The sequence below is a fragment of the Tsuneonella litorea genome (genome assembly GCF_025154015.1).
Taxonomy (GTDB): Bacteria; Pseudomonadota; Alphaproteobacteria; order Sphingomonadales; family Sphingomonadaceae; genus Tsuneonella; species Tsuneonella litorea.
This window is the reverse complement of the sequence record NZ_JAOAMV010000002.1, coordinates 34778-56959: the sequence shown is the minus strand read 5'-3', so window position 1 is coordinate 56959 and position 22182 is coordinate 34778. Positions and strand designations below refer to the sequence as shown.

Here is a 22182-nt window from a genome sequence, read left to right as displayed (position 1 = left end):
GGTTCATGACAAGTCCTGCGCGGCCTTCGTGCTCAACGGAATACGCACCACGACGCTGGTCCCTTTACCGACCTCGCTGTCGATGTCGAGCCGGCCACGATGCCGTTCGACGATATGCTTGACGATGGCAAGACCCAGCCCGGTTCCCCCCGATGCGCGGCTGCGCCCCGGATCGGTGCGGTAGAAGCGCCGTGTCAGGTGCGGCAGGTGTTCGGGCGCGATGCCTTCGCCGCGGTCGGTCACGGCGATGCGCGCCTGCCCCCCTTGCGCCGCGTCCAGCGAAACGGTGACCGGCGCCTCGGCAGCTCCGTACTTCAGCGCATTGTCGACGAGGTTGCGGACGAGCTGCTCGAGTTGCTGCTGATCCCCCCGTACGCAGAGGTCCGCCGCGAGGTCGAATGCGATTCGCTGAACCCTTTCAGCGCCTGCGGCATCGCGCGCCGAGCTTTCGACGAGCGGCTTGAGGTCGATGAGATCGGACGGCTGCTCGTGCTTTTCCGCCTCGATCCGCGAAAGCGACATGAGATCGTCGACCAGCCCCTTCAGTCGCCGTGATTCGCGCAGGATCGTGCCGAGGAACTTTTCGCGCATCGCCGGGTCGCCGTCACCGCTCTCCTCTGCAAGGGTCTCGGCATATCCGATGATGGACGCCAGTGGCGTGCGCAATTCGTGGCTCGCGTTGGCAACGAAGTCGGTGTGCGAGCGACTGATGTCGGCCTCGGCGGTGCGGTTGATCATCTCGATCACCGCGACGCCCTCGTCGAGCGGCTGGAGGCTGATCCGCCAGATGTCGTGCCGCCGGGCGAGGCCCTTGACCAGCGCCGTGCCCGCACGCGCGCGATCGGCCAGCGCGATCGCCTCTGGGTGGCGCAACGCCACGCGGACGTCCTGCCCGACGATGTGCGCCCCCAGGACTTCGCGCGCCGCCTGGTTGGCGATCGCGACCCGCCCCTTCTCGACCAGCATCAGGGGAGTCCCCGAGTGCTCGATCAGTTCGCCCATGGTGTCCCGGCTGAACGCGCCGTTGGACTTCTGGGGCGCGATCGGCGGCGGTTCGGCGATCGCCAGCCACAGCGAACAGCCCCACAGCACCAGCACCGCCAGCGCGACGAGCGGTTGCTCCCCGAGAACCAACATCCCGCCAGCGCCGATTACCGCCAGCGCGAGGCCGAGCCAGGGCAGGGGACGGCGTTCATCCATCGGGCGCGGCCCTAGCGTTGCCGAGAGCCGAGCGCCAGCCCGGACGGGACCGTCTCGTGTCTTGGCATGGGTGAAAGATCTCGCTGGTGACCCCTACGGGAATCGAACCCGTGTTTCAGCCGTGAGAGGGCCGCGTCCTGACCGCTAGACGAAGGGGCCATCCTTGCGAATGGCGCGTCACCGGTGGTGACCCCTACGGGAATCGAACCCGTGTTTCAGCCGTGAAAGGGCCGCGTCCTGACCGCTAGACGAAGGGGCCGCTCCGGAAAGCGTGGCGGGCCATTACGGGCGAGGGGGCGGGCGGTCAACCCCGGCCTCGCGATGCGCCGTCAATCGGCCCACGCGGCATCCTCGATCTGGAGCTCCGCCTGCGGGCGGTCGCCCCAGTCGTCGATCTTCGCGCGGCCCGCCAGCCAGAGAGTGCGCCCGCGCGAGCCGTGGAGCAGCGCCTGTCCCAACGGTGTCTCGGCGGCGCGGAACGCGATCGTCTTGAAACTCCGCCCGTCGAGGCCGGTGGCGATGGCGCGAACGTGATCGACCCCCACCACGTCGACCTTGACGAGCCGGACCGGGCCGACTGCGACGCGAGGACCCGGCCATCCCATGCCGAAGGGGCCGGCCGCCTCGAGCGCATCGACCAGCGCGGGGGTGAGTCCGCCGGGCGCGAGCACGAGGTCGAGCGCCATCGATTCGCTCTCCTTCGCGCGCGCGACGGCGGCACCGAGGCGCGAATCGAGCCAGTCGGCCAACGCTCCGATCTTTGCCGACTCGACCGTCAGTCCCGCGGCCATCGCGTGGCCCCCGCCCGCGACCAGTAGCCCTTCTTCGCGGGCGGCAATGATCGCGGCGCCAAGGTCGACGCCGATGATCGATCGGGCCGAACCCTTGCCGATCTCCTCGTCGAGGGCGACGACGAGGGCGGGCTTGCCGGTCTTCTCCTTGATTCGGCCTGCGACGATCCCGATCACGCCCGGATGCCACCCGCGGCCCGCCACCACGTGGACCGCGCGGTTGTGCTGGCCGTCGAGCATCGCTTCGGCAGCGGCCTGGACCTCGGCTTCGATCGCCCGGCGCTCCTCGTTGAGCGCGGAAAGCTGCGCGGCAATCTCGGCCGCCTCGGCGGGGTCCTCGGTCGTCAGCAGCCGCACGCCCAGCGTCGATTCGCCGACCCGGCCGCCGGCGTTGATTCGCGGGCCGAGCGCAAAGCCGAGGTCGCTGCACTGCGGGCTGCGTTTCAGGCGGCTGGCGTCGATCAGCGCGGACATCCCGATGTTGGCGCGCCGCCCCATCACCTTGAGGCCCTGCGCCACGAACGCGCGGTTCAGCCCGCGCACCTGGGCCACATCGGCCACCGTGCCTAGTGCGACGAGGTCGAGCAGGGCCATCAGATCGGGCTCCGGGCGACCGCCGGCGAAGTAGCCGAGGCCGCGCAGGGTGCGAACGAGCGCGACCGCGAGGAGAAAGGCGACCCCGACCGCGGCAAGGTGGCCGTGCTCGGCGCCTTGCGCGCTTTCGTCGAGCCGGTTGGGATTGACCAGCGCGACCGCGACGGGGTTCTCTGCCGCGCACTTGTGATGATCGACCACGATCACGTCGATCCCCGCCGCGTGCGCCTGCGCCAGCGCGTCATGCGCCATTGCCCCGCAATCGACGGTGACGATCAGGCTCGATCCTTCCTCGCCGAGGCGGACGAGCGCCTCGCCGCTGGGGCCGTATCCCTCGAGCAGCCGGTCGGGGATGTAGTACCTCGCTTCGCGCCCGAGCGCGCGAAGGAGCCGGATGAGCAGCGCGGCGCTGGTCGCTCCGTCGACATCGTAGTCGCCGTAAACCGTCACCGTCTCGCCCGTCATCACTGCCTGTGCGAGGCGCTCCGCGGCGATGTCCATGTCGCGAAAGTGCGACGGGTCGGGAAGGAAAGCGCGCAAGGTCGGCGACCGGTGCCGCGCAAGATCCTCGCGCGGCACGCCCCGGGACAGCAGTAGCTGGGTGACGACGTCGTCGAGCGCGCCCGGCGCGCCGGGACCGATCTCGTCGCCGAGCTCTCCGACGTCCATGTTGCCGCCCCGCCATCTCCAGGCCTTGCCGGAAAGCGAGCGGGCGACGCCGAAGACCGGGCTGAGCGAGTGCGATGCCATCGCAAGCGGTCTACCGCGCCGCGTGCGGTCGCGATACCCGGAGGCGATTGACAATCGACAGCATCGACCGATGTTTTGAGGATGGACACCCCGCTGCTCATCGCCTGGCACAGCCGTACCGGGGCCTCCGAGGCGATGGCGCGCGCAGCGCACGAAGGCGCGGCGGGACGCGCCCGGCTGCTGCGATGCGATGTCGTGGAGCCCGGCGACCTGCTCGGCGCGCAAGGGTACCTGTTCGTGTGCCCGGAAAACCTGGCGACGATGAGCGGGCTGATGAAGGAAATGTTCGATCGCTCCTACTACCCGGTGCTCGGCCGGATCGAGGGTCGCGCCTATGCCACGCTGATCGCCGCGGGTTCGGACGGCGAGGGCGCCCAGCGACAGATCGACAGGATCGCGACCGGATGGCGCCTGCGCCGCGTCGCCGAACCGGTGATCGTCAACCTTTCCGCCCAGACCCCGGAGGCCATCCTTGCCCCCAAGAGCGTGCCCGGAAGCGCGTTGCAGCGATGCCGCGACATCGGTGAGGCACTGGCGGAAGGACTTGTCGCCGGAATGTTCTGACCGGAAGCGAATGATCCATTCCGGTTGGGACTAACTTTCGAGGACTCGACGGAGCGCGCGTTTTGCGGCACGAAACCTCTGAGTTTTGAAGGCGGAAGGTCGTTTCATCACGACAAACGGTCGATCCGGGGGGCAGGCCGCAGAAGGGGCATTGCTGTTGCTCTTCGCGAAAGGGCAACGGCCCGATGCCGATCGCCTGGCCGCGGCTATCGAAGCCGCTGGCAGGCTGACGGTGACCCACCGGTTCGCGCAATCGGATCATCCGGATACAGCGGGCAGCCATTCCCCGGTGTTCACCGGGTTCGAATTGCTGCGCGACGGGATGACCTACGACCTTACCGGGCTGGCCCCGGGTCCGTCCGTCGCGATTCCGCCCATCCGTCACCGCTTCGGCTTCTCCGGTTCCAGTGACGATCTCGAAGCGGCCGTGCTTGTGCCCGGCCCGCATCTTGCGGCTGGCGCGCACTCGATCCCGGTCGTGCGGACCCAGGCCGGAATCGCGGCCTCGCTGGCCGGCTTGCTTCCCGGGCTGGTTGCGTATGGATGGAAACCCGCACGCACGCTGGTCGGGGCCGATTTCTTCGCCTCGAGCGTTTCGGCCTGGCTCGAGGGAGGCGCGTTTCCTTCGCTGGGGTTCACCGCCTTTGCCACCGATTCCCAGGGCGGGATGGTCAGCGAAGGGCTGTCCTGGTTCACCGGACAGGAACTGCGGTTCTCAAATGACATCGCCAAGGACCGAGCGAACGCGGCGCGGCTCGGCGTGCGGCTGGTGAACCAGCTCGTCTCGCAAGGGCGACTGACTTCGCAGGACCATATCATCGCGCCCGACGGCGGCCGCCTTGCACTCGAGCCGACACGGGACGGCAAGACCATCCGGGTCCGTCGCGCGTGACCGCAGCGGTCGAGTACGCCCAGCGCGAGCGGCTGCCGTTCCGGGCAGTCAACCGGCCCGGCGCGGCGGATTACGATCCGGCACTCCAGCGCCATCACCTGCTTCCGCGCCAGCTTCTGGGCAACCGCTGCTTCGGGCGCCTGCTGGGCGCGCTCGACCCGCGCCGGCTCGGGTTCGATGACTTTCGCCGCAATGGCGTTTTGCTGCCCGCACGAACCGACGCGGCGAGCCGGCTCGGCCTACCGCTCCACCGCGGACCGCACCGGGCCTACAACGCCATGGTGATCGAACGCGTCGGCATGATCGAGGCGCAGTGGGTAGCTGCGCGGCCGCGTGCGCCCGTCTCGGCGGGAGAGGACGCCCTGTTCCGCCTCGCCCTGCTTCAACGCGCCCTTCGACGCCGGTTGCTCGATCCCGCGCGCACCCCGTTGCGGCTCAATCGCCACGACCCCGTGGGCACGGGTTTCGACTTCACCAGGCTCGATGCGATGGTCGATCAGCTGTGGGGTGCCACTCAGAGCGCCTTGGCGGAAAGTTCCTCCTTGGCCGCCTGATACTGGGCGGCGAGTGCGTCGACCCGCTCGGCGACGGTTTCCACCGCCTCCACCATCCCGACGCCCTGGCCCGAGCCCCAGATGTCCTTCCACGCCTTGGCCTCGGTGTTGCCGCCACTGCCGAAGTTCATCTTCGTGGGATCACTTTCGGGTAGGTTGTCGGGATCCATTCCCGCGGCCTCGATCGACGAGCGGAGGTAATTCCCATGAACCCCGGTGAAGAGGTTCGAATAGACGATTCCGTCCGCCCGCGCGGCGACGATGGCGTCCTTGTAGCGTTGGTCGGCGTTCGCTTCCTTCGTGGCAATCCAGGGCGAGCCGATATAGGCGAAGTCCGCCCCCATTGCCTGCGCGGCGAGGACCGACCGGCCATGCGCGATCGCGCCCGACAGCGCGACGGGGCCGTCGAACCACGCGCGGATTTCCTGCATCATGGCGAAGGGAGAAAGCGTGCCCGCGTGCCCGCCGGCACCGGCTGCGACCGGAATAAGGCCCGTCGCGCCCTTCTCGATCGCCTTGCGCGCGAAACGGTCGTTGATCACGTCATGCAGCGTGATTCCACCCCATTCCCTCACGGCGGCGAACACGTCCTCGCGCGCCCCCAGGGAGGTGATCACCATCGGCACAGCCCACTTGGCGCAGACCGCCATGTCATCATCGAGCCGGTTGTTCGACTTGTGGACGATCTGGTTGACCGCGAACGGAGCTGCCGGCCGGTCCGGGTGGACGCGGTTGTGCGCGGCAAGTTCCTCGGTGATCTGGTGGAGCCATTCGTCGAGCTTGCCCGACGGGCGCGCATTGAGCGCGGGGAACGCGCCGACGATCCCGGCCTTGCATTGCGCGATGACGAGTTCGGGCCCCGAGATGATGAACAGCGGCGAGCCGATCACGGGGAGGCGCAGGCGATCGAACGGTGCGGGCAGGGTGGTCGGCATCGGCTACTCCGGTTTTGCTTTGCAACCGGCCTAACCGGAGCGATCGCGCCTGTCGAGAGTCACACCGGCAGCAGGTGTTCGAGGCCATAGACCCGCGCGGCGGTGCCGGCGAACAGCGCCCGCTTCTCGTCACTCGAAGCGCCCGTGGTGAGCCGCTTGAACGCGTTCCACAGTTCCGCGTAGCTCGCGCCCCAGCGATCCACCGGATAGTTGCTTTCGAACATCGCGCGATCCGGCCCGAAGGCTTCGATGCAGGTCTCGATGTAGGGACGCCACATGGCCGCAAGGTCTTCCGAGCCTGTCCCCGCCATCGGCCCCTTGTCGGGCAACTGGCAGAATGCCATCGCGAGCCCGCCGAGCTTGACGGTCACGTTTTCGCATTCCGCGATCGCGCGCACGCTGGCGCGCCAGCGATCGAAGTTTTCATGTAGCTTGCCGCGATAGGTGCCGATACCGAGCGGCGTTCCGCAATGGTCCATCACGATTGGTTGGTCGGGAAACGCGCGCGCGAGGTCGAGCAGATCGCCTAGTTGGGGTTCAAGTAACCAAGCGTCGAACGTTAGACCGCGCTTGCCGAGTTCGGCAAATCCTTCGCGGAACGCGGCGTCTCGATACAGTCCTTCGGGAGCTCGACCGACGGGGCCGAGCACTTCGGGATCGGCGTCCCAAGCGGCGGAGTGCCGGATGCCGACAAAGCGGGGAGAAGCAGCCGAGAGCGCGTCCAGCACCACGCCCGCACCTGCGCCCAGCGTGAGGTCCGCGTGCCCAACGATCGCCGCGCAGGGACGATATGCGCCATAGAGCCCGCTGGCCCCCTGCGCCGCGACCCCGTTGACGAACTCGACCTCGCCTACCGATTGCAGGTGCTGGCCGCGGGCCGCGTCATAAAAAGCGTGGCATTCGAGAAACACGGTCGCGATGACGTTGTGACCGCTATGCGTGTCGGAATAGAGATCATCGAACGCGTAATAGGCGGCATCCGACAGCGCGGCTGAAAAGGGATGCAGCGGCCCCTGCATTGCCCCAAACAGTGGCCGCAGATCCCACAGGTGATGATGCGGATCGATAATCGGCAGGTCGGGTTCGATGATCGATTCGGTCACGCTTCGCTCTCCCACAAGCTCCTTGGCCCCCACCATGGCACACTTGTCACACTGTCCAGCAGCGAGAAAGTGTTACGCGTGGCGCAAGATGACCCAGTCTGGCCGTCACCCGCGCGTTCGTCTGGCCGAAGCGGCGGTTTGTCGACACGCCGTGTCGCTGCCATAACACACCTTTAGTGGGAGCCGAATGATACGCATGTTCCTTGCAGGGCTGCTGGCCCTCAGCGCAGTCCCCGCGCACGCCGAGAGGCTTGAGATACGCGGCGATCGCGTCTTCGTGCCGGTCAAGGTCAACGGGGAGCGCCTCCTGGCACTGCTCGATACTGGAGCCGAGGTAACCGTCTTCGACAAGACGGCCGCAAGCAGACTGGGTCTCGTCGGCGGGGTCGAAGTCGATGCGCGCGGTACCGGCGCCGGACCGATCCGGGCCGAGCTCGTCGAGAACGTGACCGTGACCGCCCTGGGGCGCGACATTTTGGTTCCGGTCGCTGCTGTCATCGACCTGTCGGACGTCGGATCGCGGCTGCTCAACGCCCCTCTGCCCATGGTCCTCGGGCGGGAAATCTTCGATCAGGGTCGCCTTGCCGTGGATCTTGAGGCGGCGCGGATCGACTGGCTGGACGAGGCCGAGGCACCTGCCGGCACCATGCTGGAACTCGCCCCCGCGCATGGGATCGAGACGATCGCCGTCCGCTTTGGCACGGCAGGCGAACGCGCAGCGGACTTCGACCTTGGCAACGGGTCGGGGCTGTTGATCTCGACCGGACTGGCGAAGGATCTTGGCCTTGTGCCAGTTGGGCTGGAGCCCGCCGGAGGGATTGGCGGCGCGATCCTGCGACCGGTGGTCTTCGTTCCGGAAATCACCATCGCCGGGAGATCCTTCCACGACGTCCGTGCCCATGTTTCGCCCGACCTTCAGGTGCCGGCCAACGTCGGAGTGGGCCTGCTGCGCAATTTCATGATCGTGACGGACTTTCCCGCCAAGCGGGTCTGGCTCGATGCGCGCCGGTGAGATGGCCGTGCCGCGGCTCCTTGCCCTCGTGACAGTCGCGCTCGGCGTTCTGGGCTTGCTCGTCGGGTGCGCGACTACACAATTCAGGCCCCTCCAAGGCACCGCCCCGCAGGCCGAGGTCATGGTCGTCGCCACCCTCCATTCGGGGCACAGGGCAAATCCCCGCTATTCCTATGAAGATCTCTACGCGATCGTGCGCGCGTTTGCGCCCCATGCGATCGGGATCGAGATGCGGGACGAAGACCTCGGTCGGGAGGCAGGCTATCTTGCCGCCAACTACCCGCTCGAAATGCGCACGCTGGCCCGGCAATACCCGAACATCACCGTCGGCATCGACTGGCTCGGCACCGATCTGGACGGAAGACCCATCCCGCAGGGTTACTGGCGCGACCAGAGCGTGATCAAGCGACTCGAACGCGAGCTCGACGCGGACAAGGCCGTCGTCGCGGCGGATGCCGATGTGGCAAGGGCAGCGCAGATGGAAATCCTCGGTGCGGCGACGTCCTCGTCGCTCAACGACGGACGGTATGATGAGGCTACACGGGAATATTACGCTGCCCTATCCAAGGCACTGAAAGGCACCCAGTTCGCTCCGCTCAGCGCGTTCTATGCCGAGCGCGACCGCCGGATCGCCGCGAACGCCGCAGCGATCGTCGCGTCGTGCATCGAAGAGGCACGGGTAGCGTGCCGGGTCGCCCTCGTGGTCGGCGCCGATCACCGGGCCGCAGTGATCGATTCGCTCGCCGAGCGGTTCGCGGGCAAGATCCGGTTTTCGCCGGTTCCCTGAGCCGGTCCGATCCCATCCCGTTCGCCCGTCAGGCGACCGCCGTATTCGCCGCACTGAGGATCGCCCGCACGCTGGCGGTGGCGACGTCTTCATCGATGCCGCAACCCCAGATCCGCTCGCCCGATGGAAGGGCGCACTGGACATAGGCCGCCGCGCGTGCATCCGACCCGGTGGAGAGTGCGTGCTCCGAATAATCGCAGACCTCGAGATCGAGATCGAACGCGTCCCGCAGCGTCGCCACGACGGAAGAGATCAGCCCGTTGCCCCGGCCGCTGACGGATTGCACCTGCCCGGCGACCTCGATCGTACCGGCGAACACACGGGTACCGTCCGCGGCACGGTTTTCCTCGTAGTCGACAAGCTGAAAATGCTTGCCCACAGTCTGGACGTGGTAGGTCTCGCGGAACGCGCACCAGATATCGACGGCATTGAGTTCGCGGCCCAATTCGTCGGCCATGCGCTGGACCGCCTTCGAGAAGTCCGCCTGCATCGCCTTGGGCAGCTTGAGGCCCTGGTCCTGCTCGAGTACCCATGCGAAGCCGCCCTTGCCGGACTGCGAATTGACACGGATCACCGCTTCGTAGCTGCGACCGAGGTCCGCCGGGTCGATTGGCAGGTAGGGCACGCGCCAGCGTTGATCGTTCTGGCGCGCGTTGGCCTCGAACCCCTTCTTGATCGCGTCCTGGTGGCTGCCCGAGAACGCGGTGAAGACCAGTTCGCCGCCGTAGGGGTGGCGCTGGTGGACGGGGATCTGGTTGCAGTACTCCACGGTCTCGATGATCCGGTCGATGTCCGAGAAATCGAGACCTGGATCAATGCCTTGCGTGTACATGTTGAGAGCGACTGTCACCAGGCAGCAGTTGCCCGTGCGCTCGCCGTTGCCGAACAGGCAGCCTTCCACGCGGTCGGCGCCTGCCATCAGGCCGAGTTCGGCCGCCGCGACGCCGGTGCCGCGGTCGTTGTGGGTGTGCAGGGAAATCACCGCGCTCTCGCGGTTCGGCAGGTTGCGGCAGAAATACTCGATCTGGTCGGCGTAGATGTTCGGCGTGGCCGCCTCGACCGTGGCTGGCAGGTTGAGGATGATCGGCCGCTCGGGAGTGGGGGCGAGCACTTCCATCACCGCTTCGCAGACCTCGATGCTGAAATCGAGTTCGGCAGTGGAGAACGTCTCGGGGCTGTACTGGAAATGCCACGCGGTGCCTGGGCGCCTCGCCGCTTCGTCGCGCATCACCTTGGCGCCTGCGACCGCGATCTGGCGGACCTCGTCCCGGCTCATGCGGAAGACGATGTCGCGCCAGGCCGGGCTGACCGCGTTGTAGAGGTGGACGATCGCCGCGCGCGCGCCGTCGAGGCTCGCGAAGCTGGTGCGGATCAGGTCCTCGCGGCTCTGCGTCAGCACCTGCACGGTGACGTCGTCGGGGATCCGGCCCGCGCGGACCAGACCCTGGATGAAATCGAACTCGGTCGCCCCGGCGCTGGGAAAGCCGATCTCGATCTCCTTGACCCCGATCTCGACCAGCAGGTCGAAGAAGCGGTTCTTCTTCACCGCGTCCATCGGATCGACGATCGCCTGGTTGCCGTCGCGCAGGTCGGTCGAGAGCCAGCGCGGCGGAGCGGTAATCGTGCGGGTGGGCCACTGCCGGTCGGGCAGGGGAACTTGCGGAAATGCGCTGTACTTGACGCCGGGATTGCTGAGCATGGACATTTGGAAACTCGACTGACGCTGGTTGCTGCTTCGGTGTGGCCTTTTCCCTTGGGGGCGCGGCGCGCGCCCGTCAGGCCACGCAGCCGGTCACGCCCAAGGGCGGGTAAGTCGAAGCAGCAGGTTCGCGGCGCGCGTCATGGTGCCCCAATGCGCGAAGTCGGCAACAGGAGCAAATGTTTCAGTTGCAACCGGTCAGCCGCATTTGGCCGAGCGGATCACGTCGGTGCCCTTGTCCATCGTCACATTGAGGCGCGCAGGGTTGTAGTCCATCGTCACCACGCTGTCGGGATAGAGCCAGCGGATCGTCTCGGCGCCGGTGGCCTTGGCGATGTCGGCGCGGTTCTCCGGCGTCGCGACGTGCCCGATCCACGGGTTCACGCGCTCGGCATGGCACGATCCGCCATTGTCGGCGGCGGTGGTGACGCACGCGGACAGCGTCATGGTGGCGGCGATGCACAGGGCGAGAGCGGGGCGGGCAGCACGCATGGATTCCTCCGTTTGAGGGTACCAACTCGCAAGTCCCGCCCGGTTTCCCGGCTCAGTTGACGGCCTTGTCGACGAGCTTGTTCTTGCCGATCCACGGCATCATCGCGCGCAGCTTGGCTCCGACCTGCTCGATCGGGTGAGCGGCGGCGGCCTTGCGGCTCGCCTTCAATTCAGGCTGGCCGGCGCGGTTGTCGAGAACGAAGTCCTTCACGAAGCGGCCCGACTGGATGTCGGCGAGCACCCGCTTCATTTCGGCCTTCGTTTCGTCGGTGATGATCCGCGGACCGGTCTTGATGTCGCCGTACTCGGCGGTGTTGCTGATCGAGTAGCGCATGTTGGCGATCCCGCCCTCGTAGAGCAGGTCGACGATCAGCTTGGTTTCGTGGAGGCACTCGAAATAGGCCATCTCGGGCGCGTAGCCGGCCTCGACCAGCGTCTCGAACCCGGCCTGTATCAGGTGGGTGATGCCGCCGCACAGGACCGACTGTTCGCCGAACAGGTCGGTCTCGCACTCTTCCTTGAAGTCGGTCTGGATGATGCCCGACCGGCCGCCGCCGACGCCCGAGGCGTAGGCGAGCGCGACGTCGTGCGCGTTGCCGGTCGCGTCCTGGTGGATCGCGATCAGGCAGGGCACGCCGCCGCCCTTCTGGTACTCGCTGCGGACCGTATGGCCAGGTCCCTTCGGCGCGATCATGATCACGTCGATGTCGGCCGGGGCCTCGATCAGCCCGAAGTGGATGTTGAGCCCGTGCGCGAAGGCGAGCGCGCTGCCGGGCTTCATGTTACCCTTGAGGTCGTTGTCCCAGATCGCCGCCTGGTGCTCGTCGGGGGCGAGGATCATGACGATGTCGGCCCACTTCGCCGCCTCGGCGTTGGACAGCACCTTGAATCCGGCGCCCTCGGCCTTCCTGGCGGTGGCCGAGCCCTCGCGCAGCGCGATGGCGACGTCCTTCACCCCGCTGTCGCGCAGGTTCTGGGCGTGGGCGTGGCCCTGGCTGCCGTATCCGACGATCGCGATCTTCTTGTCGGCGATCAGGTTCAGGTCCGCGTCGGCGTCGTAGTAGACTTTCACGTGTATTCCCCATCCTTGGCGAGTTGGGTGGCGATAGCGCCCCTGCCGCTGGCGGAAAGGGCGAATGGTTTGGGTCGGGTGAAGCTGGCCTTAGGCCCCTTCGGCCCCGCGCATCATCCCGACGATCCCGGTGCGGCCGACCTCGACCAGTCCCAGTTCGCGCATCAGGCCGACGAAGCTGTCGATCTTCTCGGGCGCGCCGGTGATCTCGAAGATGAAACTCTCGGTTGTGGTGTCGACCGGCTTGGCGCGGAAGATGTCGGCAAGGCGCAGCGCCTCGACCCGCTTCTCGCCGGTGCCAGCTACCTTGACGAGCGCCAGCTCGCGCTCGACGTGCGGGCCTTCTTCGGTCAGGTCGACCACCTTGTGCACGGGCACGAGCCGCTCGAGCTGGGCGTGGATCTGGTCGATCACCGCCGGCGGCCCGTTGGTCACGATGGTTATCCGGCTCACTTCGTGGTCGGTGCTGATGTCGGCCACCGTCAGGCTATCGATGTTGTAGCCGCGCGCGGTGAACAGGCCCGCGATCTTGGCGAGAATCCCCGCCTCGTTGTCGACCGTGATCGCGAGCACGTGCCGCTCGGACTGCGCTTCCTTGATGTGCATCACGCGTGCGTCCCTACACCAGAGCCTTGGCTTCGTCGTCGAGCGTGCCCGCGACCCGGTCGCCGTAGAGCAGCATGTCGGTGTGCGCCGCGCCGCTGGGGATCATCGGGAAGCAGTTGGCGTCCTTCGACACGCGGCAATCGACGATCACCGGCCCGTCGTGCGCGAGCATGGCCGCGATCCCCGCGTCGAGACCGGCCTCGTCTTCGATCCGAATGCCCTTCCAGCCATAGGCTTCGGCCAGCTTCACGAAATCGGGCAGGCTGTCGGAATAGCTGTTCGAGTAGCGACTCTCGTAGGTCAGTTCCTGCCACTGACGGACCATGCCCATGTATTCGTTGTTGAGGATGAAGATCTTGACCGGCAACCGGTACTGGCTCGCGGTGCCGAGTTCCTGGATGTTCATCTGGATGCTCGCCTCGCCGGCGACATCGATCACCAGGCTTCCGGGATTGCCGAGCTGCGCGCCGATGGCGGCGGGCAGGCCGTAGCCCATCGTGCCGAGGCCGCCGCTGGTCAGCCACTTGTTCGGCCCGAAAAACCCGAAGTACTGGGCTGCCCACATCTGGTGCTGGCCGACCTCGGTCGTGATGATCGGGTCACGGTCGCGGGTGAGGGCGAACAGCCGCTCGATCGCCTTCTGCGGCATGATCTCGCTGCGGCTCTCGGGATAGGCGAGGCTTTCCCGCGCGCGCCAGCCCGCGATCCGCGCCTTCCATTCGCCGAGGTCCTGCGCCTTGCGGTCGCCCCACGCGGTCACGAGCTGATCGAGCACGGCCGCGCAATCGCCCAGGATCGCGAGGTCGACGGGCACCACCTTGTTGATCGATGCCCGGTCGATGTCGATGTGGATCTTTTTCGACCCCGGACTGAACGCGTCGAGGCGCCCCGTCACCCGGTCGTCGAAGCGCGCGCCGATGCACACCATCAGGTCGCACTTGTTCATCGCCATGTTGGCTTCGTAGGTGCCGTGCATTCCCAGCATCCCGAGCCAGTCGGGATGATCCGCGGGAAATGCGCCGAGCCCCATCAGCGTGCTGGTAACCGGCGCACCGGTCAGGTCCTGCAACTCGCGCAGCAACGCGCTGGCGCGCGGACCCGAATTGATCACTCCGCCGCCGGTATAGAACACCGGGCGCTCGGCGGCGGCGATCAGGTCGACCGCGTCGAGCACGTCGTCGAGCGCGCCGGTCGAAGGCGGGTTATAGCGGGCGGAGGGAAGGGCGCGATCGTCCTGCGCTCCCATGCTTGCCAGCGCAACCTGGACGTCCTTGGGGATGTCGATCAGCACCGGGCCGGGCCGGCCCGTCGTGGCGATGCGAAACGCTTCCTCGATCGTCGCCTGCAACCGCGAGGGATCCTTCACGAGGTAATTGTGCTTGGTGCAGTGGCGGGTGATGCCGATCGTGTCGGCTTCCTGGAACGCGTCGGTCCCGATCAGCGGCGTGGCAACCTGCCCGGTGATGACGACCATCGGTATCGAGTCCATGTACGCGTCGGCGATGCCGGTGACCGCGTTGGTCGCGCCGGGGCCGCTCGTGACCAGGACGACGCCGGGCTTGCCGGTCGAGCGCGCATACCCCTCGGCCGCGTGGGCCGCGCCGGCCTCATGCCGGACGAGGATGTGCCGCACGCGGTCATCGGCGAACAGCTCGTCGTAGATCGGCAGGACCGCGCCGCCCGGATAGCCGAAGACGTACTCGACTTCCTGCCGCACGAGGCATTCGATCAGGATCTGGGCGCCGCTGAGCTCGGCCACGATGAATTCCTTGTTTCGCGGGCCGGCATACGCCCGGCCCCAGATAAAAGCGACCCGGCGCGGGGACTGCACGCCGGGTCGGTCTCTCCTCTTGAGATGACCGGCCTACGAGACGGAAAATGTCATGTCAAGGCATTATCGGCGAATAAAGTTTCAATTTGTTCGACTAAGATGATATTTTCCGCACGTACTCGTTTCCAGGATTTCGGCAGTTGGTGGCGAAACCAGGTCGCTTGCCGCTTCGCGTACTGGCGCGTGGCCAGCTGGCCCGCGGCAATCGCCGCTTCCCGGTCGACACGCCCGTCGAGCCAGGCGGCGATCTCGCGCACGCCGATCGCGCGCATGACCGGCAGGGACGGGTCGAGGTCCCGCGCGATGAGCGCCGCGACCTCCTCGCGCGCGCCACTCTCCGCCATGATCTCGAACCGGCGGTCGCAGCGTCGAGACAGCCAGGCACGATCAGCCTCCAGAACCACCGGAGCGAGCGTTACGCGATCCGCGATTCCACCCGCGCGCCGCGCCTGCCAGTGGGAAAGGGTATGCCCTGTCGACCGCACGACCTCCAGCGCTCGAGCCACGCGGGTGGTGTCTGCCGGAGCAAGAACTGCCGCCCGCTGGGGATCTTCCCGCGCCAGCGCGGCGTGGGCCTCGGCGACCGGCAGCGCGCGGACCTCTTCCCGGATCGCCGGGTCGATGGCCGGAACCGGGGCGATGCCGTCAAGCAGGGTCCGAATGTACAGACCGGTCCCGCCCACGAGGATGGGCAGCGCCCCGGTCCGGTGCGCCGCGGCAACCTCTGCGCGCGCGGCTGCCGCCCAGTCCGCGGCCGAGCACGCGCGCGCACCGTCCCAGGTGCCGAACAGGCGGTGCCGGACCCCGCGCATCTCCGCTTCGGTCGGCCGCGCGCTGAGCACCTGGAGGTCGGCATAGACTTGCGCGCTGTCGGCGTTGATAACCACCGCGTTGCCGTGGGCGAGCGCCAGGCGCACGGCGAGATCGCTCTTGCCGCTGGCGGTCGGCCCTGCAATGAGCGCCAGCGGTCCTCGTCCACCCGGACTTACGCCAACTTCTTCCGGAGATTTCCCAGTGCTCATCGCGCGGCTGATAGCAGACCCGCTCGGCCTTGAAACACGGCTCGATGCCGCCAGCGCCGCTCTCGAGGGAGAGGGGATGCGCGTGGCCGCGGCGGTGATGCTCGACTTCTGCGGTGACGTCCTGCAGATCATGCTGCCCGATGGCGATCCCGCGACCTTGCGCCGCGTACTCGACGATCACTTCGCGCCCGCCGACGTCCTCGTGTCGGCGCGCGAGATCGAGGTCCCCAGGCTGTTCGTCTCCGACATGGATTCCACCATGATCGGGCAGGAATGCATCGACGAGCTCGCCGATTTCGCGGGCCTGAAGGACAAGGTCGCCGCGATCACCGAGCGCGCGATGCAGGGAGAACTCGACTTCGAAAGCGCGCTCAACGAGCGCGTCGGCCTGCTGGCCGGGATGGCCGAGGACACTATCGAAACCTGCCTCGCCGAACGCATCCGTCCGGTGGAGGGCGCGCGGACGCTCGTCGCGACGCTCAAGGCCAAGGGATGCCGGACGGTGCTCGTGACCGGCGGGTTTCACCATTTCGCCGATCCGGTGGCGGAGCAGATCGGGTTCGAACAGGTCGTCGGCAATCGCCTCGCGGTCACGAACGGCAAGCTCACCGGTGCGCTTGCGGGCGCGATCGTCGACAGCTCGGTCAAGAAGCGTGTGCTGCTTGAAGAGGGCTCCGCGCTTGGCGACGAGGCATCGAGCCTCGCGACGGGGGACGGGGCGAACGACATCCCGATGATCGAAGCGGCTACCTGGGGAATCGCCTATCGCGCCAAGCCAAAGGCGCGCGCGGCGGCGGACGGATGGATCGACCGCGGCGACCTGACCGCGATCCTTTCGTTGCTGGGCATTCCGCGCGACGAATGGGTGTCCGCCTAATACGTGCTTTCCAGTTGCGGATCGAAACGCTATATTGACAAGCCTGTCAGTAGAGGCGCCGCATGACCGCTCATCAGCCGATCCCGAATGCCGATCCGAATCTCGCCTGCGCGGCCGATGGCACGGTCTTCCGCGATCCCGCGCGCCCACAGCCGCGGCGCGACGTGCGCAAGGCGCTGCGCAAGTTCCGCGAGCTGATCAAGGACAAGGAAAACACCGCGCTGGTGTTCGAGATCTACGAGGCGCTGCCGTCGAAACACTTCCTGCCGCGGGCGCGCGCATTGACGCTGAGCCCGCACGGGCAGGCGCTGCGCGCCGCGGAACCGGAACTGGCGCCCATTCTCGACGACCACGACGCCCTGCGCAAGTTACCCGCGGGAAGCGTCGCGCACGCCTATTGCGACTTCATGGAGAGCGAGGGGCTGACCGCGGCCGGCCTCGTCGCCGAATCCGAGAAGGCGGGCCGGCCGCGCCATGACGATCTGGTGCAGTGGTTCGGGTTTCGCCAACGCGACACGCACGACCTGATGCACGTCCTGACCGGTTATGGCCGCGACGCGCTCGGCGAACAGTGCGTACTCCTGTTCACCCACGGCCAGCAGCCTGCTCCGGGGCATCTGCTTCTGGGTTATGCGGGCGCGTTCAATATTACCAAGCAGGTCAAATCGAAGGCGCCGGTGTTCAAGGCCGTGCGCGAGGCGCACCGGCTGGGCAGGGCGTGCCCGCCGCTGGTGAACATGTCGATCCGCGAACTGCTCGCGATGGATCTTGCCGAGGCGCGGCACAATCTCGGGATCACCCCGGCGAAGTGGTATGCGAAGTGCCACGCGGTCTGGCGGGAAGAGGGGATCGATCCCTACGACCTGCTCGGCAAGCAGGCGAAGTAACCGCTCAGAGCCAGTTCGCGATAACCGCGATGTCCTTCTTGCGCAGCGCGTGATCGGTCACCGTCGCGCGCGGATCGGGATGGCCGGCGACCACGATCATCAAGGGCTTCTCGTGAGCCGGCCGCCCGCAGATATCGCGCAGGAAGCCCATCGGGCTGGGCGTGTGGGTGAGGGTGGCAAGTCCCGCCTCGTGCAGTGTCGCCAGCAATAGTCCGCAGGCGATCCCGACGCTTTCGGTGACGTAGTAGTTGCCGGTCGCCCCGTCCTCGGCGATCCCGCCCTTGCGCTGCGCGAAGCAGACGATCAGCCACGGCGCGGTCTCGAGGACCGGCTTGTCGGGGTCGGTGCCCAGCGGGGCGAGCGCTTCGAGCCATTCGTCGCTCGCACGGCCGGCGTAGAATTCGCGTTCCTCCGCCTCGGCCGCCTCGCGGATCGCCCGCTTGATCGCGGGCGAGGAGATTGCGGTGAAATGCCACGGCTGGTGATTCGCGCCCGACGGCGCCGTCCCGGCGGCGCGGATGGCGTATTCGATGACTTCGCGCGGGACCGGCGCGTCGGTGAACGCGCGGCAGGTGCGACGGTTGGCAAGTCGGTCAAAGGCAGCGCGGGCACGGGCCACGCGTTCGTCGTCGGAGAACGCGGGCAATCGCGGGAAGGGCGTCTCGCTCACCGCAGTTCCTTGCGGATCACCAGCTTGAGGCCCGACCATGTCTCGTCGATCGCGCAGACCTTGGTATCGACGAAGCCCAGCGGCAGCGCCACCTCACGGATCGTGTCCTCGGTCACGTCAGTGGGGACGCCCGACGCCTTCTTCGGCCAGCTAACCCAGACCTGTCCGTCGGGCGCGACCTGGGTCCGCAGGGCGGAGAGCCTGGCTTCAAGGTCCGCGCGTTCGGTGACGAACACGTGCGCCGCGTCGATCCCTTCGGCGGGATCGCCGACGAACGTCAGTTCGAGCGCGTATTCGTCGATCTCGTCCGCCACGTGATCGGGCATCCCGTCGAACCACACCCGCTGCCCGTCGCGCAGGCTCAGCTTTTTCGCGAGCGGTGTGCCGGAGTAGCCGCTCGCCACCCGCTCAGCCTTCCATCCAGTCGCGGAAGAAGCTGTCGCTGGCCTCGCGAAGCGATTCCAGAGCGATCGAGAACGCCTTGGCGCCGCTGTCCCCGTCGGTGAGCCGCAGCGCATCCCCCCCGGTCCGACCGACCATGACGAACGGAATGCCCTCGGCCTCTGCGGCCTCGAGGAAGGCATCGCCGTTGTCGCCTGACACCGCCACGAGGTAGCGCCCCTGGTCCTCGCCGAAGAGCTGCGCCGCCGGGCTGGCGACGTCCTTGTCGAGCCAGTCGTGGCTGGCCGGCTTCTGGATGAAGGCGTCGCCGAGTATCTCCGCGCCGATTCCGCCCGCTAGCGCCATCTCGGCGAGCGCCACCAGCGGCCCGCCATCGGACACGTCGTGCACGGTTTGCAGCCACCCGCTGGCGATCGCCTTGCGCACCAGCCTGCCGGTCGCCCATTCGAGCTTGAGGTCGACCTCGGGCGCCTCGCCGTCTTCGCGGCGGTGGATGTTGCGGAGATAGAGCGACTGGCCAAGGTGCCCGCAGCGCGGGCCCACCAGCCAGATGTCCTGGCCCGCTTCCCTGAAGGCGATCGTCGCCATCTGCGCGTAGTCGGCGATGATCCCGACTCCACCGATCGCGGGGGTGGGAAGGATCGCGCTGCCGCCCCCGGTCGCCTTGCTCTCGTTGTAGAGGCTGACGTTGCCGCTCACGATCGGAAAGTCGAGCGCGCGGCAGGCATCGCCCATGCCCTCGAGGCAGCCGGTCAGCTGCGCCATGATCTCGGGCCGCTGCGGGTTGGCGAAATTGAGGCAGTTGGTCACCGCCAGCGGCTTTGCGCCGACCGCGCAGAGGTTGCGGAACGCCTCGGCGATCGCCTGCTTGCCGCCTTCGTAGGGGTCGGCGTAGCAGTAGCGCGGCGTGCAGTCGGTGGTCATCGCCAGCGCCTTGCGGGTGCCGTGGACGCGAACGACCGCCGCGTCGCCCCCCGAAAGCTGGAGCGTGTCGGCGCCGACCTGGCTGTCGTACTGCTCCCAGATCCAGCGGCGGCTGGCGAGATCGGGGCTCGCCATCATCTTAAGGAGGTCCGCGCCTAGATCACCGCTTTCGGGCAGGTTGCCGAGCGGCTTGACCTGCGCCCAGGCCTTGTATTCCTCGCGGCTCAGGGCGGGGCGGTCGTAGAGCGGGGCATCGGCGGCGAGCGGGCCGAGCGGGATGTCGGCGACGACCTCGCCCTGCCATTCGAGCACCATGTGGCCGGTATCCGTGACCTCGCCGATCACCGCGAAGTCCAGTTCCCACTTTTTAAAGATCGCCTCGGCCATCGCCTCCTTGCCGGGCTTCAGGACCATGAGCATCCGCTCCTGGCTTTCCGAGAGCATCATCTCGTAGGGCGTCATGCCCTCCTCGCGGCAGGGGACGTTGTCCATAACGAGGCGGATGCCCGCCTTGCCGTTGGTCGCCATTTCGACGCTGGAGGAGGTAAGGCCCGCTGCGCCCATGTCCTGGATCGCGACGATCGCGTCGGTCGCCATCAGTTCGAGGCAGGCCTCGATCAGCAGCTTCTCGGTGAACGGGTCGCCGACCTGCACGGTCGGCCGCTTGGCTTCCGCGTCCTCGGCGAAGTCGGCGCTCGCCATCGTCGCGCCGTGGATGCCGTCGCGCCCGGTCTTCGAGCCGACGTAGACGATCGGATTGCCAACGCCGGTCGCGGCCGAATAGAAGATCCGGTCGGCATCGGCGACGCCGACGGTCATCGCGTTGACGAGGATATTGCCGTCGTAGGCCGGGTGGAAATTGGTCTCGCCGCCAACCGTGGGAACGCCGACGCAGTTGCCGTAGCCGCCGATCCCCGCGACGACGCCCTGGACCAGGTGCTTCATCTTCGGGTGATCGGGCCGCCCGAAACGCAGCGCATTCATGTTCGCGACCGGCCGTGCGCCCATCGTGAACACGTCGCGCAGGATGCCGCCCACGCCGGTCGCCGCGCCCTGGTAAGGCTCGATGTAGCTCGGGTGGTTGTGGCTCTCCATCTTGAAGATCGCCGCCTGCCCGTCGCCGATGTCGATCACGCCCGCGTTCTCGCCAGGGCCGCAGATGACCCACGGCGCTTCGGTCGGCAGCTTCTTGAGGTGGATCCGGCTCGACTTGTAGCTGCAGTGCTCTGACCACATGACCGAGAATATGCCGAGTTCGACGAGGTTGGGCTCGCGGCCCATCGCGTGGACGACGCGCTCGTATTCCTCGGGGCTGAGGCCGTGGGCCTCGACGACTTCGCGGGTGATCGGTTCTGCGGAGTGTGCCATCGCCCGCGCCCTTAGCGGCGGGCGCGGCGGGGGGCTAGCCCCGCCTTCGCACGTGGCTGCGGGTCATCCCCAGCCACCAGGCGGCAAGCGTGGCGAGCCCGTAGGCGGCAAAGGCGAGCAGGCTGGTGCCCACCGTAACGCCTTGCGGCGGGGGCGCGAACCAGTTGATCGCCTGGAGGCCCAGCAGCACGACGCCGAGAAGGATCGGCGGCAAGGCCGGTCCGCGCGTCCGGGACAGGTAGAAGGCGAACGCGCCGAAGGTCAGCGCCAGTTCCAGCGGCATCTCGACATAAGGCACATTCCACAGGCCGAATCCTAGCTTGGGCGGATGACCCGCAAGCGTCAGGTCCGGGCGGTGAACGAGCAGGTCGAGCAGCCAGTGGCTCATCACCACCAGAGCCGCGAGCAGCGCATAGGAGCGGTCCCGCAGCCGGAACCAGGCGACGAGCGCGAACGCCGCAGCCCAAACGCCGGTGCCGAGCAGGCTGTGCGTGTAGGGCATGTGATAGAGGTCCATCGGGTTCATCGCGGTGATCCCGGGCACCACCCGCATATGCTCGACGCCGACCAGCAGGAAGACGAAGAACGCCCAGTCGACGAGTTGAGCGGCGATGAACAGCGCGCCGAGACGCGGCGCGCGCCTGGTGACTGCTGCGGCGGCGAGCGCGGGCGCCCAGTGCCCGATGAACATCTAGGCGAACTTCACCGCGGCCCAGCATCCCACCGCCGCGGCGACCGCGCTGGCGAATGCGCCCCACGCTATGTCGACCAGCGTGACGTGGACCGGCCAGACCTTCATCGTCGCCTGGTTCGTGAGATCGTACGTCGCATAGGCGATCGCGCCCAGCAGCGCGCCGTTGAGCGCAGCGGCACCGATGCCGCCGCCCGCGTGGCCCGGCCGCACCGCGAACCAGACGAGCGCGGCGATATAGAGCAGGTAGAACGCAATCGCGGGGACCGGCCGGAAGCTGTCCGCGAGGAGATCGCCCAGCGCCGGTCGGTAAAAGTTCGGTCCGGCCCACCGCAGCCAAAGTGCATCGAGCACCCCGAAGCTCGCGCCGGTGCCGATATAGGCAACGATCCATTTCATCCGGACATCTTCCCCCTGCCTCGCGACGGTCGCAGCTTGACCCTGCGCGCCTGCGCGGTC

General features: G+C 67.4%; 22 protein-coding genes and 2 tRNA genes. 7 read left to right on the top strand and 17 right to left on the bottom strand.

Going from position 1 to position 22182, the window contains the following annotated elements; all coding sequences use genetic code 11:
- Window positions 1–3: 3 nt before the first annotated feature.
- The 4 genes from N0B51_RS03720 to recJ all read right to left on the bottom strand — a co-directional run bounded on the left by N0B51_RS03720 (window position 4) and on the right by recJ (window position 3335).
- A complete protein-coding gene (locus N0B51_RS03720) occupies window positions 4–1200 on the bottom strand; it encodes an ATP-binding protein (protein WP_259960880.1) in 1197 nt (398 codons plus the stop codon).
- A gap of 84 nt (window positions 1201–1284) precedes the next feature.
- A tRNA-Glu gene (locus N0B51_RS03715) sits at window positions 1285–1359 on the bottom strand.
- Window positions 1360–1384: 25 nt separating this feature from the next.
- A tRNA-Glu gene (locus N0B51_RS03710) sits at window positions 1385–1459 on the bottom strand.
- A 70-nt stretch (window positions 1460–1529) separates the two neighbouring features.
- Window positions 1530–3335 (bottom strand): single-stranded-DNA-specific exonuclease RecJ, encoded by a 1806-nt coding sequence (gene recJ, locus N0B51_RS03705; RefSeq protein WP_259960879.1) that lies wholly within the window; start codon window positions 3333–3335, stop codon window positions 1530–1532.
- A gap of 81 nt (window positions 3336–3416) precedes the next feature.
- Between recJ and N0B51_RS03700 the strand changes: the two genes are divergently transcribed.
- The 3 genes from N0B51_RS03700 to N0B51_RS03690 all read left to right on the top strand — a co-directional run bounded on the left by N0B51_RS03700 (window position 3417) and on the right by N0B51_RS03690 (window position 5345).
- On the top strand, window positions 3417–3899 hold the full coding sequence (locus tag N0B51_RS03700; protein WP_259960877.1) for a flavodoxin family protein: 483 nt from the start codon (window positions 3417–3419) through the stop codon (window positions 3897–3899).
- A 157-nt stretch (window positions 3900–4056) separates the two neighbouring features.
- The gene (locus N0B51_RS03695) at window positions 4057–4791 is read left to right on the top strand and encodes a hypothetical protein (protein ID WP_259960876.1); all 735 of its coding nucleotides are present in this window, start codon (window positions 4057–4059) and stop codon (window positions 4789–4791) included.
- A complete protein-coding gene (locus N0B51_RS03690; protein WP_259960875.1) occupies window positions 4788–5345 on the top strand; it encodes an AHH domain-containing protein in 558 nt (185 codons plus the stop codon). Before N0B51_RS03695 ends, N0B51_RS03690 begins: the two co-directional genes overlap by 4 nt.
- Here the strand turns inward: N0B51_RS03690 and N0B51_RS03685 are convergent.
- Both N0B51_RS03685 and N0B51_RS03680 read right to left on the bottom strand, forming a co-directional pair.
- Window positions 5306–6280 carry an NAD(P)H-dependent flavin oxidoreductase gene (locus tag N0B51_RS03685; RefSeq protein ID WP_259960874.1) on the bottom strand — a complete coding sequence of 325 codons (975 nt, stop codon included), beginning with the start codon at window positions 6278–6280 and terminating at the stop codon, window positions 5306–5308. The two genes, N0B51_RS03690 and N0B51_RS03685, sit on opposite strands and share 40 nt — an antisense overlap.
- A gap of 59 nt (window positions 6281–6339) precedes the next feature.
- Window positions 6340–7383 carry an amidohydrolase family protein gene (locus tag N0B51_RS03680; protein ID WP_259960873.1) on the bottom strand — a complete coding sequence of 348 codons (1044 nt, stop codon included), beginning with the start codon at window positions 7381–7383 and terminating at the stop codon, window positions 6340–6342.
- Between the two features lie 187 nt (window positions 7384–7570).
- On the opposite strand from N0B51_RS03680, the gene N0B51_RS03675 reads away from it, so the two are divergent.
- Window positions 7571–8395: an aspartyl protease family protein gene (locus N0B51_RS03675; RefSeq protein WP_259960872.1), complete on the top strand. Its 825-nt coding sequence runs from the start codon at window positions 7571–7573 to the stop codon at window positions 8393–8395.
- Entirely contained in the window at window positions 8382–9182 is an 801-nt protein-coding gene (locus tag N0B51_RS03670; RefSeq protein WP_259960871.1) for a hypothetical protein, read from the top strand. The genes N0B51_RS03675 and N0B51_RS03670 overlap by 14 nt, the downstream gene beginning before the upstream one ends.
- Before the next feature lie 28 nt (window positions 9183–9210).
- Here N0B51_RS03670 and leuA read toward each other — a convergent pair whose 3' ends face one another.
- The 6 genes from leuA to miaA form a co-directional block, all read right to left on the bottom strand.
- The gene (gene leuA, locus N0B51_RS03665) at window positions 9211–10887 is read right to left on the bottom strand and encodes a 2-isopropylmalate synthase (protein ID WP_259960870.1); all 1677 of its coding nucleotides are present in this window, start codon (window positions 10885–10887) and stop codon (window positions 9211–9213) included.
- Window positions 10888–11079: 192 nt separating this feature from the next.
- Entirely contained in the window at window positions 11080–11373 is a 294-nt protein-coding gene (locus N0B51_RS03660; protein ID WP_259960869.1) for an I78 family peptidase inhibitor, read from the bottom strand.
- Window positions 11374–11425: 52 nt separating this feature from the next.
- A complete protein-coding gene (ilvC, locus tag N0B51_RS03655; protein ID WP_259960868.1) occupies window positions 11426–12445 on the bottom strand; it encodes a ketol-acid reductoisomerase in 1020 nt (339 codons plus the stop codon).
- A 90-nt stretch (window positions 12446–12535) separates the two neighbouring features.
- Window positions 12536–13051 carry an acetolactate synthase small subunit gene (ilvN, locus tag N0B51_RS03650; RefSeq protein WP_259960867.1) on the bottom strand — a complete coding sequence of 172 codons (516 nt, stop codon included), beginning with the start codon at window positions 13049–13051 and terminating at the stop codon, window positions 12536–12538.
- Between the two features lie 13 nt (window positions 13052–13064).
- Entirely contained in the window at window positions 13065–14813 is a 1749-nt protein-coding gene (ilvB, locus tag N0B51_RS03645; protein ID WP_259961458.1) for a biosynthetic-type acetolactate synthase large subunit, read from the bottom strand.
- Between the two features lie 119 nt (window positions 14814–14932).
- On the bottom strand, window positions 14933–15904 hold the full coding sequence (miaA, locus tag N0B51_RS03640; RefSeq protein WP_259960866.1) for a tRNA (adenosine(37)-N6)-dimethylallyltransferase MiaA: 972 nt from the start codon (window positions 15902–15904) through the stop codon (window positions 14933–14935).
- Here miaA and serB point away from each other — a divergent pair.
- Together serB and N0B51_RS03630 are read left to right on the top strand one after the other, a co-directional pair.
- On the top strand, window positions 15897–16781 hold the full coding sequence (gene serB, locus N0B51_RS03635; RefSeq protein WP_259960865.1) for a phosphoserine phosphatase SerB: 885 nt from the start codon (window positions 15897–15899) through the stop codon (window positions 16779–16781). The two genes, miaA and serB, sit on opposite strands and share 8 nt — an antisense overlap.
- 62 nt (window positions 16782–16843) lie before the next feature.
- Window positions 16844–17668 carry a Coq4 family protein gene (locus N0B51_RS03630; RefSeq protein WP_259960864.1) on the top strand — a complete coding sequence of 275 codons (825 nt, stop codon included), beginning with the start codon at window positions 16844–16846 and terminating at the stop codon, window positions 17666–17668.
- Between the two features lie 4 nt (window positions 17669–17672).
- On the opposite strand, the gene N0B51_RS03625 is transcribed toward N0B51_RS03630, so the two are convergent.
- Genes N0B51_RS03625 through N0B51_RS03605 form a run of 5 tightly spaced genes read right to left on the bottom strand, consistent with a single transcriptional unit; the run spans window position 17673 to window position 22122 of the window.
- Complete coding sequence (locus N0B51_RS03625) at window positions 17673–18377, bottom strand: nitroreductase family protein (protein ID WP_375545928.1); 705 nt, start codon at window positions 18375–18377, stop codon at window positions 17673–17675.
- Window positions 18335–18742: a DUF3052 family protein gene (locus N0B51_RS03620; RefSeq protein WP_259960862.1), complete on the bottom strand. Its 408-nt coding sequence runs from the start codon at window positions 18740–18742 to the stop codon at window positions 18335–18337. Before N0B51_RS03620 ends, N0B51_RS03625 begins: the two co-directional genes overlap by 43 nt.
- A 4-nt stretch (window positions 18743–18746) precedes the next feature.
- Window positions 18747–21032 carry a phosphoribosylformylglycinamidine synthase subunit PurL gene (gene purL, locus N0B51_RS03615; protein ID WP_259960861.1) on the bottom strand — a complete coding sequence of 762 codons (2286 nt, stop codon included), beginning with the start codon at window positions 21030–21032 and terminating at the stop codon, window positions 18747–18749.
- Between the two features lie 34 nt (window positions 21033–21066).
- Complete coding sequence (locus N0B51_RS03610) at window positions 21067–21723, bottom strand: hypothetical protein (RefSeq protein WP_259960859.1); 657 nt, start codon at window positions 21721–21723, stop codon at window positions 21067–21069.
- A complete protein-coding gene (locus tag N0B51_RS03605; RefSeq protein WP_259960858.1) occupies window positions 21724–22122 on the bottom strand; it encodes a DUF2177 family protein in 399 nt (132 codons plus the stop codon).
- Window positions 22123–22182 lie beyond the last annotated feature (60 nt).

Excerpts from the sequence above, each read along its gene's own strand:
- N0B51_RS03720 (WP_259960880.1), bottom strand. The coding sequence starts at position 1,200 with ATGGATGAACGCCGTCCCCTGCCCTGGCTCGGCCTCGCGCTGGCGGTA.
- recJ (WP_259960879.1), bottom strand. The coding sequence starts at position 3,335 with ATGGCATCGCACTCGCTCAGCCCGGTCTTCGGCGTCGCCCGCTCGCTT.
- N0B51_RS03700 (WP_259960877.1), top strand. The coding sequence starts at position 3,417 with ATGGACACCCCGCTGCTCATCGCCTGGCACAGCCGTACCGGGGCCTCC.
- N0B51_RS03685 (WP_259960874.1), bottom strand. The coding sequence starts at position 6,280 with ATGCCGACCACCCTGCCCGCACCGTTCGATCGCCTGCGCCTCCCCGTG.
- N0B51_RS03675 (WP_259960872.1), top strand. The coding sequence starts at position 7,571 with ATGATACGCATGTTCCTTGCAGGGCTGCTGGCCCTCAGCGCAGTCCCC.
- N0B51_RS03670 (WP_259960871.1), top strand. The coding sequence starts at position 8,382 with ATGCGCGCCGGTGAGATGGCCGTGCCGCGGCTCCTTGCCCTCGTGACA.
- leuA (WP_259960870.1), bottom strand. The coding sequence starts at position 10,887 with ATGTCCATGCTCAGCAATCCCGGCGTCAAGTACAGCGCATTTCCGCAA.
- N0B51_RS03660 (WP_259960869.1), bottom strand. The coding sequence starts at position 11,373 with ATGCGTGCTGCCCGCCCCGCTCTCGCCCTGTGCATCGCCGCCACCATG.
- ilvN (WP_259960867.1), bottom strand. The coding sequence starts at position 13,051 with ATGCACATCAAGGAAGCGCAGTCCGAGCGGCACGTGCTCGCGATCACG.
- miaA (WP_259960866.1), bottom strand. The coding sequence starts at position 15,904 with ATGAGCACTGGGAAATCTCCGGAAGAAGTTGGCGTAAGTCCGGGTGGA.
- N0B51_RS03630 (WP_259960864.1), top strand. The coding sequence starts at position 16,844 with ATGACCGCTCATCAGCCGATCCCGAATGCCGATCCGAATCTCGCCTGC.
- N0B51_RS03625 (WP_375545928.1), bottom strand. The coding sequence starts at position 18,377 with ATGGTCGGGCCTCAAGCTGGTGATCCGCAAGGAACTGCGGTGAGCGAG.
- purL (WP_259960861.1), bottom strand. The coding sequence starts at position 21,032 with ATGGCACACTCCGCAGAACCGATCACCCGCGAAGTCGTCGAGGCCCAC.
- N0B51_RS03610 (WP_259960859.1), bottom strand. The coding sequence starts at position 21,723 with ATGTTCATCGGGCACTGGGCGCCCGCGCTCGCCGCCGCAGCAGTCACC.
- N0B51_RS03605 (WP_259960858.1), bottom strand. The coding sequence starts at position 22,122 with ATGAAATGGATCGTTGCCTATATCGGCACCGGCGCGAGCTTCGGGGTG.